Here is a 10,158-nt window from a genome sequence, read left to right as displayed (position 1 = left end):
TCACGCGCGAGCTCGATGTCCTGGAGCTGGGCTCCAAGATACAGAGCGACGTGCGCGGCGAGATCGACAAGAGCCAGCGCGAGTACTTCCTGCGGCAGCAGATGCGCGCCATCCAGCAGGAGCTGGGCGAGACCGACGAGCAGGAGGCGGAGGTCAACGAGATCCGCCAGAAGATCGAGGAGCTGGCGCTCCCGGAGGAGGCCGACAAGGCCGCGCGGCGCGAGCTGGACCGGCTCAGCAACATCTCGCCGCAGAGCGCGGAGTACCCGGTCATCCGCACGTACCTGGACTGGATCATCACGCTGCCTTTGAACCACAGCAGCGAGGACAACCTCGACGTGGCGCACGCGCGCGAGATCCTCGACCGCGACCACTACGACCTCGAGAAGGTCAAGGACCGCATCCTCGAGTTCCTCGCCGTGCGCAAGCTCAAGGCCGACCTGCACGGGCCGATCCTCTGCTTCGTCGGCCCGCCCGGCGTCGGCAAGACCTCATTGGGCCAATCGATTGCGCGGGCGATGGAGCGACCGTTCGTCCGGGTCAGCCTCGGCGGAGTTCATGACGAAGCAGAAATCCGGGGCCACCGGCGCACCTATATCGGCGCATTGCCCGGCAACATCATTCAGGCGATCAAGAAGGCGGGATCGCGCAACTGTGTCATGATGCTGGACGAGATCGACAAGATGGGCCGCGGGATTCACGGCGATCCTTCCGCCGCGATGCTCGAGGTGCTCGATCCCGAGCAGAACGCGACGTTCCGCGACAATTATCTCGGCGTGCCGTTCGATCTCTCACGCGTCGCGTTCATCGCTACCGCCAACATGCTCGATACCGTTCCGGTGCCCTTGCTGGACCGGATGGAGATCATCAGCCTGGCCGGTTACACGGAGGATGAGAAGCTGGAGATCGCGCAGCGTTATTTGATACGCCGGCAGCTGGAGGCCAACGGCCTGAAGGCCGAACAGGCCGAGATCGACGCCGACGCGCTGCGGATGATCATCAAGGGATATACAAGGGAGGCCGGCGTTCGCAATCTGGAGCGCGAGATCGGCAAGGCCTTCCGCAATGTGGCCGTCCAGGTCGCGGAAGGCAGCACAAGCCGGGTTGTTCTCACCACAAAGGATATCGCGACGGTGCTTGGCCAGCCCCGGTTCGAAAACGAGATCGCCATGCGCACCAGTATTTCCGGTGTTGCGACCGGTCTGGCCTGGACGCCGGTTGGCGGCGACATTCTCTTCATCGAAGCGACGCGCACGCCCGGAAAGGGGTCGCTCATCCTGACCGGCCAGCTTGGCGAGGTGATGCGCGAAAGCGCGCAGGCCGCGCTGACCTTGGTGAAGAGCCGCGCCTCGCAGTTCGCAATCGATCCCCTGCTGTTTGAAAAGAGTGACATCCACGTCCACGTACCCGCGGGCGCCACACCCAAGGACGGGCCGAGCGCCGGCGTGGCGATGTTCATCGCGCTTGCCTCCCTGCTCACCGACCGCACCGTCAGAAGCGACACCGCGATGACCGGCGAGATTTCGCTGCGCGGCCTCGTTCTCCCGGTCGGCGGTATCAAGGAAAAGGTCGTCGCCGCCGCCGCCGCGGGCCTCGCCCGCGTCATGCTGCCCGCACGAAACCGCCGTGACTTCGACGACATTCCGCCTGGCGCCCGCAGCCGCCTCGAATTCGTCTGGCTCGAGCGGGTGGACGATGCGATTGCCGCCGCGTTGGAGGGAAACGGCGCAAGACCACCGTAGCCGCGCGATAATGTCCTGCCGTCGGCGTGGCTACGGTTGCGCCTGTCGCTTCGGCGGTTTGCGCAACTCGGCAAGCGGCCTTGCATCGCGCAGGTCGCTTGCCGCCAGTGAGGCACGCCGCGCCTGATCAATCCCGAACCGCAATGCACTCGAATGCATCGCCGCAATGCGCATCCGTCGAGACTGCCGGCTTGACGCCGGCGAGCCTGCCTGCGGGGACATCAGGATCGTTCACCGCGCTTGCGCGGAGCAGACTTGCGCGGATCAGAACCGCATCCCGTGCTTTCCGAGAAGCTTCACCGAACTGGCCTGGGGTCCCTTTTCGCCGATTTCATTGGCAAAGATGACGCGAGAACCAACGCTCAGCTCGGAGAATTCTCCACCCAGAAAACTGTTTCGATGGAAATAAATCTCCTGGCCATCGCTTGATCGAAGAAACCCAAATTCGCCGGCCGGGTCTATTCGCACGACGGTTCCGACAGGCTGACCTTCGTGGCTCTTGACCTTCCCCTCCAGTCGCCGCGCATGGTCCTGGAGCTGCCGGCGCGCCCGCTTGAATGCATCATTGATGGCGAACGCCGGCTCCGAATGCCGCTCGTCTTGCCTTGGCGTCCGCCCGATATTGACTTCACGGCCATCCGGCAGTGCCAGGCGAATGTTGACGTCGTACAGGCCGCCGGTCTGGTGATGATGGCCGGGACCCTTGATCACGATCCTGCATGCGGTGATGCGGCCATATCGTCGCTCAAGCTTCTTCACATGCTCCGTTACCAGTTCGTCAATTGCGGGATTGGCGGCCATTTCCTGAAATTCTACCTGGACCGGCGTTTGCATTCCTCTCTCCATCGAACAACGGGGGTGCGATAGCGCTTCTTGATTTCAGAAGATCGTCACTCGCTCCGCCGCGCCTCCATTCATTGAAGATCGCACCACTAGGTGACCGGCCGATTCAATCAACCCTGCCGACTTGTTAGACCTCCCGCACGGCTTTTCCATTGATCTGCGTCAACTTCGGCCTTGGTGAATCCAACTCCGGATTTGATGGCGATTGGCTCGAGCCATCATCGGAGCGGATGCGGACGAGGCGGGTCGAAGTTCCCCAGGCGGGGGATTGCTGTTCGTCGCCTCACATCGAACCCGCGTTGATGCGGGTCAATCAGATTTGTCTGCGCAGCAATACTTTAAGAACTGCCGAACATCAAATAGCCGCTGCCTCGGAATAACGGAACGTCGTCGAATGATCCTGGAACACTGCAATGACCGCCGAACAAGGGCCAGTCACAAGTTTGGATCCCGCTGCCGCCCCCGCCAATGATCGCAGCTTGACGATGCACGAATTCCACCGCGCGCTCCGCGGGCAGCTCGGAATAATGCTGGGCGCACAATCGCCGTGGGCCGCCCTGCAGGCGTGGGAGGATTGGGCTTTCCACCTGGTGCTTTCGCCTGGCCGGCAGATCGAGCTCTGTGAGCTTGCCACGGAAGTGACGGTCGCGTTCTATCTGGCTTTTCTGGATGGCGAGGCATTGAATTGGGGCCTTAGGCCGGATTCCCATGACCGCCGCTTCCGCGACCCGCGCTGGAACCGTCCGCCGTTCAGCCTTCTGGTGCAGGCTCAGCTGGCCGCGGAAGCACAATGGCATGCGGCTGCCCGCGAAATGCCCGGCATGGCCCGCCATCATGCAAAGCGCGTCGATTCCCTCGGCAGCTTCCTTTTGAACGCCCTCGCTCCGGTCAACTTCGCCTGGACAAATCCGGTGGTGCTGGACGCCGCCTGGCGCACAGCCGGCGCCAATTTCGCCTCGGGCGCATCGCTCTTTGCTCAGGATCTCGTCCGCCTCGGGTGCGGCAAAAAGCTGAAAGGTCTGGAAGACTTCAAAGTGGGCGAAACCGTCGCGCTCACTGACGGCGAGGTGGTGTTCCGGAACGAACTGATGGAGCTCATTCAGTACGCGCCGACAACACCGCAGGTGCGCGAAGAGCCCGTGTTGATCGTTCCTGCCTGGATCATGAAATACTATGTTCTCGATCTCAGCCCATCCGACTCCCTCGTGCGCTATCTGGTCGATCAGGGCTTTACGGTGTTTATCGTCTCCTGGAACAACCCCGGCCCGGAATCGAGAGATACCTCATTTGACGATTACCGCAGCAAGGGAGTGATGACGGCCATCGACGTGATCGGTCGGATCATCCCCGGCAAGAAGCTGCATGCGATGGGGTACTGTCTGGGCGGCACCATCCTGGCGATCGCCGCGGCGGCCATGGATCGCGATCGGGATGACAGGCTCGCCAGTCTTAGCCTGCTTGCCGCGCAGACAGATTTTGAGGAAGCCGGCGAGCTGATGTTGTTCATCGACGAAAATCAGGTCCGCCTGCTTGAGGACGTCATGCATGTCCAAGGTTATCTCGATACCCGGCAAATGGCCGGTGCGTTCTCCGTTTTTCGCGCCAATGAGATGATCTTCTCGCAATTTGTCGAGAGATATCTTGTCGGCGAGCCCCATGCGCCCGGCGGCCTCGACGCATGGCTCGCCGACCCCTCGCGGATGCCGGCGCGGATGCACAGCGAGTATTTGCGCCAGTTGTTCCTCGATAACGGCTTTTCGCTTGGAAACTATCAGGTTGGTGGAAGCGCCGTGGCTCCCAGGGACATCAAGACGCCGATTTTTGCGCTTGGCGCCGAACGCGATCACGTCGCGCCATGGCGATCGGTCTACAAGATCAAGCGCCAAAGTTCCGCGGACACGGTCTTTGTCCTCACCGGCGGAGGGCACAACGGCGCCGTCGTCAGTCCGCCGGGCAAGCCTGGCGCCTACTATCGGGTCTGCGCTTGCGCGGCATCGGACAAATATGTCGATCCTGATACCTGGTTTGTTTCGGCGCCATGTCAGCAGGGATCCTGGTGGCCGGAATGGGTGCGTTGGCTGGACGCACACTCCTCCTCCGCAAGGGCTGCTCCATCGTTTTTGCGAAACGCCGAGCGCGGCTTTCCCGGCTACGGGCCAGCGCCCGGTTGCTACGTTTTCAGAACGTGAGAGCCGGACGGCAGAGTGGCTCCCCGCAGAGGAAATAATTGACCTCGATCAATTTGCGTCGGCCGCCGCGCTGTAAGATTGTCCAAGGGCGCGATCCGCGGGAGAGCAAGATGATGGCACGCAAAGCATTGATTTCGTCGGCTGGCCGAACTGTCGTGTTGACAATGATCACGGCCTTGGCCCTCACCACGTCAGACTCGCCACTGGTGGCAGCCCCGGCGTCGCACGCCTCGGTGGGCATCTCCGCCGGAATGTCGAACGACGTCACTGATTTTAGTTCGAGCCGCCGTCACCGACATTACCATCGAGGAGGCAACGCCGCGGGATTGGCGTTCATGGGACTTGCGATCGGAACAATCGCTGGTGCGATCGCCGCTCAACAACGACGTGATGATTACTACTACTATGGAGGAGGCCCCTATTATGGTCACGGCTACTATTACGGCGAGCCATATTACTACGGCAGGCCGTATTATGGCCGCCGGTATTATTATCGATACTACTAGGGCTCGCTCAAATCGGGAGAACTCGGGCCGCGGTAGGCCGCGGCCCGCCGCAGGTATTCATCGGTTGAGCAGCGGTCCAACCCGGTGCCACCGCGCTGCTCAATTATAGGCCCCTGGCGTTCAGTGATACCGCGAGCTCCGAACGGGATCCCGTGGTGCGCTGTGATCGCCAATCCCCCATTCAACAGGCTTCGCCAACCTTCTTCTGTCTTCCGTAAAGTCATTACCACCACCTTGGGGTACTTGGCCGGGAAACCTGCAACGGCGCCGGGCGCAGACCCACGTTGTTCGATGACGCCGTGAACTTCCTCTTCGCCTCGCCTCACGACACCCAGGAGTTCTCCACGACCAGCCCGCGGAGGCAGGCTCCAATAAAGAGCTGCCAGCACGCGCTCGACAAAAGAGACGCTGTCGATTGCCTTTAGTTCCTCGATCGAAGCGACGTCAAAAACCGCGCGGAGTGTGCCCCTCAGGAGCGCCCGCGCTTCGTCGATTGATCTTCCCTCAAGCGCAGAAGGGCCCAAAACAGCATCCGACCCGGACTGCGCCTTCAGAGAGAAAACCTGCCGCTGCTTCAAGTCAGCGCAGAAATCTGGATGAGCGAGCTTCGCAATATCAAGCGCACGCCCCGTCGCATCGGCGTCCAGGATCGTTCGGACCACGTCTTCCGGTGACATTGGCTTGGAACTCATTCGCTAAACGTCCCGTGACGCAAGCTCGCGGGCAAGGGCGTTCGCGGCCTTCGCCGGATGGCGCCGCTGAATGGAGACAATGCCCGCAGCGCGGACGTCACCGCCGGATCACAGGCCAAACCGAGCAGAGTGGCGAAGAAATTCAGGACCGACGTTTCGCGTCATGACTTTGCGTGGCGACATCCGCCCATGACGTGGCGGCAACGAAATTCGCGAGCATTGCACCGGCGCCCTGCCCCTGATCCTGCAACACGGCGCGAATTCCTCAATTACCGTCTTTCAAATCCCATTCCCGCGGGCCGCAACCTGTCGATAGCAACCTTATGCTTGACAGATTAACTGACAATCCGGACATTCGCGGAAAGCAGCCTTGAGCCTGCCCTCGACAACCACAACGACAACAATAACAAGAGCGTTCGCCTCATGCGACGCGACAGGGAGTAAAACGATGGCGGAAGGCACGATCGGCTTTGTTGGAACGGGCCGAATGGGCGGACCAATGGCCGGGCGACTGCTCGACGCCGGCTATTCGTTGTCGGTTTACGACACGCAGAGCGAGGCCACCAAAGCGCTTGTTGCGCGCGGCGCACGTCTTGCAAAGTCACCCGCCGAAGTCGCCTCCACCGCGGATATCGTGCTGGCCAGCCTGCCGACCCCTGACATCGTCAAGGCAGTCGCGCTGGGGCCCGATGGAATCATTGCAGGAAACCGCGCCAGCATCTTGATCGATTTGTCGACCACCGGACCCGGCGCAGCCAGGCTGGTCGCCGAAGGCCTGAAACCCAGGAACCTGACGCTGGTCGATGCTCCCGTAAGTGGCGGCATCAAGGGTGCGGTGAACGGTACGCTCGCGGTCATGGTGTCCTGCCCGAAAGCAACCTATGAAACGGTCCAGCCGATCCTGAAGAACTTCGGAAAGCTGTTTTATACCGGCGACAAGCCGGGCACGGCGCAGACCGCGAAGCTCGCCAACAATCTGATGGCGGCGGCTGCCCTTGTGATTACCTCGGAAGCGGTGGCGATGGGCGTCAAGGGCGGCGTCGACGCCAGGGTTCTGATCGACATCATCAATGCCAGCAGCGGGCGGAACAGCGCATCCGAAGACAAGTTCCCCCGCGCGGTGCTCCCCGGCACCTTCGATTTCGGCTTCACCACCGGCCTTTCCTACAAAGACGTACGGCTTTGCGTCGATGAAGCCGAGGCAATGGGCGTTCCGATGGTCTGCGGTTCGGTGGTCCGGCAGATGCTGGCGATTACCAACGCCAGGTTCGGCGCTTCATCCGACTTCACGTCGATCGCGAAAGTCCTTGAGGAATGGGCCGGGGTGGAAATGCGCGGCTAGTTTCAAGCGGCCGTCGAACGAGGGGCGATTGCGATGAGCACCGGGTCAACCGATCCAAGCAAAATTTCCCTGGCGCGGCAGCTGGCGCGCACATCGCTTGCCGTCGAACTCGGCCGCTTCGATCCGGACGTCGTTGCCAAGGCCAGGATCTGCCTTCTGGATTTTCTCTCCTGTGCGTTCGAGGCACGCCATCACCCATGGAGCCGGCAGGCGATCGGTATCGCGCGCGAAACCGAAAATGGCGCAACCGTCATCGGGACGAACAAGCTTTCGACACCGGGCGATGCGGCTTTCGCCAACGCGACGATGGGCCACGGCCTGGTGCGCGAAGACATGCACGCCGCCAGCATCTGTCATCACGGCGTGGTGCTCTGGCCGACCCTGCTCGCCTTGTCGGAGCGAACGCGGCTGCCCGGCGCGACATTCCTTGCGGCTGCGATCGTCGGCTATGAGGCCGGAGCGCAGATCGGCCGCGCGCTTTTTACCGCCGATCTGGCGCGCCTCTACCGGCCGACCGGCCTCGTCGCGCCGCTGGGCGCCGCGCTTGCGGGAAGCCGTGCGCTCGGTCTCAGCGAAGATGCGGCGACCAGCGCTGTTTCCATTGCCGCCAACACATCGTCGGGCCTGAACGAATGGCCGCGTGGCGGCGGCTCCGAAATGTATTTCCATCCGGGTTTTGCAGCCCGCAATGCGATTGCGGCAATCGAACTCGCGGAAGCCGGCGCTTGCGCCTCGGAAACGATCATCGAGGGCGGGGCCGGACTGTTCGCCGCCTACCGCCGACAGCCTGCACCGGCCGACATCCGATTGTTCGCCGGCCGGCCTGAAATCATGATGGTCTACAACAAGCCGGCGCCCGCCTGCAATTTTGCGCAAACCGCCGCGCAGGCGGCATTGCGCGCCGCGCGCGAGCTTGACAAGCCGGGAGAGATCGAGGCCGTCTCGATACGCGTCCCCGAGGCAGCGGCTCGCTATCCCGGCTGCGATTCCAAGGGACCTTTCCGCAATGCGCTGCAGGCCAAGATGAGCATTCCCTTTAGCGTCGCCGCCGTGCTCGCGCGCGGCGTGCTCGAGGAAGGCAACTATGCGCAGATCGACGATCCCAATATTCTTCGCCTGGTCGACCGGACCGAGCTGCGAAGCGAGGCCATGTTCACCGCCGCATTCCCGGCCAACCAGGGCGCCGAGGTCCGCGTACGCCTGCAGAATGGAAATACCATCCATCAGCGCCTCGACAACGTCATTGCCGCCACGCCGCGGGAAATTCGCGGCCGCTTTCGGCAGGCTGCCGCCGAGGTGATCGGCGACGAGCCCGCGCGGCATCTGGAAGAGGCTGTCGACAATTGCGCGTCCCTTTCGGACTGCCGCGTCATCGCCGCCCTGTGCCGACCTGATCCGAAGCAAGCAATGACCAGCGTCAGGACCAGCAGCGGTCGACAGCAATGGATAGTGCAATGACGAGGTTGGTGACCCACGCAACGACACCGGCAAGCGCCGGCGGAAAAAATCTCCGCGGCCCTGTGCGAGGTCGCCGGTGACCCAGGCGCTGGAAGGCTTTCTGCAGGCGTTGACCGCCGGATTGCTGATTGGTGCGATTTATGGCCTGATGTGTGTCGGGCTCGGGCTGATCTTCGGCGTCATGCGGGTCATCAATTTCGCCCATGGCGATTTCATGATGCTCGGCATGTATGCGGCGTTCTATCTTTTCACCGCGTTCGGCATTCAGACCACTTTCGGAAACGCCGTCGGGCCGTTCGTCGCAATCCTGCTTGCCGGTCCCGTGCTGGCGGTCTTTGGCTACGCTACTCACCTGGCCTTGATCTCGCGTGTATCGGGCACACGCACCTCCTCACTCGAGGGTGAAGGCCACTATGCCCAGCTCATCCTGACGCTGGGGATCGCGCTGATCCTGCAGAACGGCGGCTTGATCGTATTCGGCTCGGTGCTGGCATCCATCCGCACGCCGCTGTCGAGCTCGGCCTGGGAGCTCGGCCCGTTTTTCGACATCGGCATCTTCGTCAACAAGGCGCGCGGGATCGATGCCGTTGTTTCGTTCGCAACGATGATATTGCTGACGCTGTTGATCACGCGATCGCGGATCGGAAAATCCCTGCGTGCCGCGGCCGATAATCCCACCGCGGCAACCTATATGGGTATCGACGTCGATCGCGCGCACCGCGTTGCCTTCGCGCTCGGCTCCGGCATCACCGCGATTGCCGGCGGCCTGCTCGCTACCAACTATCCGTTCCATCCCTTTGTCGGCGTCGAATACGTCATCGTCATGTATGCCGGGGTCGTGCTCGGCGGCATGGGCAGCATTATCGGCGCCTTCTGGGGCGGCATGACGATCGGTCTGGTACAGCAGATGTCGACGCTCGTGCTGCCAACGCAGTTGCAGAACGCGGCCATCTTCGTCGTCTTTCTCCTGATCATCTTCTTCCGCCCGCAGGGCTTCTTCGGCCGCATGGTCGAGAGGACCTGACGATGCAGGGATCGCGATCGCTCCTCCCGGTTCTGGTCTTTACGGCGCTCTACGCCGCGCTGTCGCTGAGCGTCACCAATTCGTACTACCAGCTGGTGTTGACGCTGGTTCCTGTCTGGGCGGTGTTCGGCCTGTCATGGAACCTGCTCAGCGGATACACCGGGCTGATCTCGTTCGGCCATGCGGCCTTCTTCGGAATTGGCGCCTATGCGACCGCGCTCGGCCAGATCTATTTCGATTTGTCGCCCTGGGCATTGATCCCTGTCGCGGCAATGCTCGGTGGCATTGCCGGACTGCTGATCGGATTTCCGACACTCCGGCTGCAGGGACACTACTTCGCGCTGGCGATGCTCGCCTACCCG

9 protein-coding genes are annotated in these 10,158 nt (G+C 62.1%); 7 read left to right on the top strand and 2 right to left on the bottom strand.

The annotated features are described in order from the left end of the window. A partial coding sequence (gene lon, locus WCE35_RS09095) for an endopeptidase La (RefSeq protein WP_424593011.1) occupies positions 1–1,742 on the top strand: 1,742 nt, incomplete at its 5' end. A 264-nt stretch (positions 1,743–2,006) separates the two neighbouring features. On the opposite strand, the gene WCE35_RS09090 is transcribed toward lon, so the two are convergent. Further along, positions 2,007–2,576, bottom strand: a complete 570-nt coding sequence (locus WCE35_RS09090) for an HPF/RaiA family ribosome-associated protein (protein ID WP_424593010.1) — start codon at positions 2,574–2,576, stop codon at positions 2,007–2,009. Positions 2,577–2,998: 422 nt separating this feature from the next. On the opposite strand from WCE35_RS09090, the gene WCE35_RS09085 reads away from it, so the two are divergent. Beyond that, the gene (locus WCE35_RS09085) at positions 2,999–4,774 is read left to right on the top strand and encodes a PHA/PHB synthase family protein (protein WP_424593009.1); all 1,776 of its coding nucleotides are present in this window, start codon (positions 2,999–3,001) and stop codon (positions 4,772–4,774) included. A gap of 110 nt (positions 4,775–4,884) precedes the next feature. Next, on the top strand, positions 4,885–5,280 hold the full coding sequence (locus WCE35_RS09080) for a hypothetical protein (protein ID WP_424593008.1): 396 nt from the start codon (positions 4,885–4,887) through the stop codon (positions 5,278–5,280). Here the strand turns inward: WCE35_RS09080 and WCE35_RS09075 are convergent. After that, positions 5,277–5,957 (bottom strand): hypothetical protein, encoded by a 681-nt coding sequence (locus WCE35_RS09075; RefSeq protein WP_424593007.1) that lies wholly within the window; start codon positions 5,955–5,957, stop codon positions 5,277–5,279. The two genes, WCE35_RS09080 and WCE35_RS09075, sit on opposite strands and share 4 nt — an antisense overlap. Before the next feature lie 418 nt (positions 5,958–6,375). On the opposite strand from WCE35_RS09075, the gene WCE35_RS09070 reads away from it, so the two are divergent. From WCE35_RS09070 to WCE35_RS09055, 4 genes are all read left to right on the top strand, one after another. Continuing rightward, a complete protein-coding gene (locus WCE35_RS09070) occupies positions 6,376–7,314 on the top strand; it encodes an NAD(P)-dependent oxidoreductase (RefSeq protein WP_424593013.1) in 939 nt (312 codons plus the stop codon). Positions 7,315–7,347: 33 nt separating this feature from the next. Beyond that, complete coding sequence (locus tag WCE35_RS09065; RefSeq protein WP_424593006.1) at positions 7,348–8,772, top strand: MmgE/PrpD family protein; 1,425 nt, start codon at positions 7,348–7,350, stop codon at positions 8,770–8,772. A gap of 88 nt (positions 8,773–8,860) precedes the next feature. Further along, positions 8,861–9,796: a branched-chain amino acid ABC transporter permease gene (locus WCE35_RS09060; RefSeq protein ID WP_424593012.1), complete on the top strand. Its 936-nt coding sequence runs from the start codon at positions 8,861–8,863 to the stop codon at positions 9,794–9,796. A 2-nt stretch (positions 9,797–9,798) separates the two neighbouring features. Continuing rightward, the coding region (locus WCE35_RS09055) for a branched-chain amino acid ABC transporter permease (protein ID WP_424593005.1) at positions 9,799–10,158 on the top strand (360 nt) is incomplete at its 3' end.

It is taken from the genome of Bradyrhizobium sp., assembly GCF_049691595.1.
Classification (GTDB): domain Bacteria; phylum Pseudomonadota; class Alphaproteobacteria; order Rhizobiales; family Xanthobacteraceae; genus Bradyrhizobium.
The sequence above is the reverse complement of the archived record's forward strand: the minus strand, read 5'-3'. Positions and strand labels throughout refer to the sequence as shown.

Excerpts from the sequence above, each read along its gene's own strand:
- WCE35_RS09080 (WP_424593008.1), top strand. The coding sequence starts at position 4,885 with ATGATGGCACGCAAAGCATTGATTTCGTCGGCTGGCCGAACTGTCGTG.
- WCE35_RS09075 (WP_424593007.1), bottom strand. The coding sequence starts at position 5,957 with ATGTCACCGGAAGACGTGGTCCGAACGATCCTGGACGCCGATGCGACG.
- WCE35_RS09090 (WP_424593010.1), bottom strand. The coding sequence starts at position 2,576 with ATGCAAACGCCGGTCCAGGTAGAATTTCAGGAAATGGCCGCCAATCCC.
- WCE35_RS09065 (WP_424593006.1), top strand. The coding sequence starts at position 7,348 with ATGAGCACCGGGTCAACCGATCCAAGCAAAATTTCCCTGGCGCGGCAG.
- WCE35_RS09085 (WP_424593009.1), top strand. The coding sequence starts at position 2,999 with ATGACCGCCGAACAAGGGCCAGTCACAAGTTTGGATCCCGCTGCCGCC.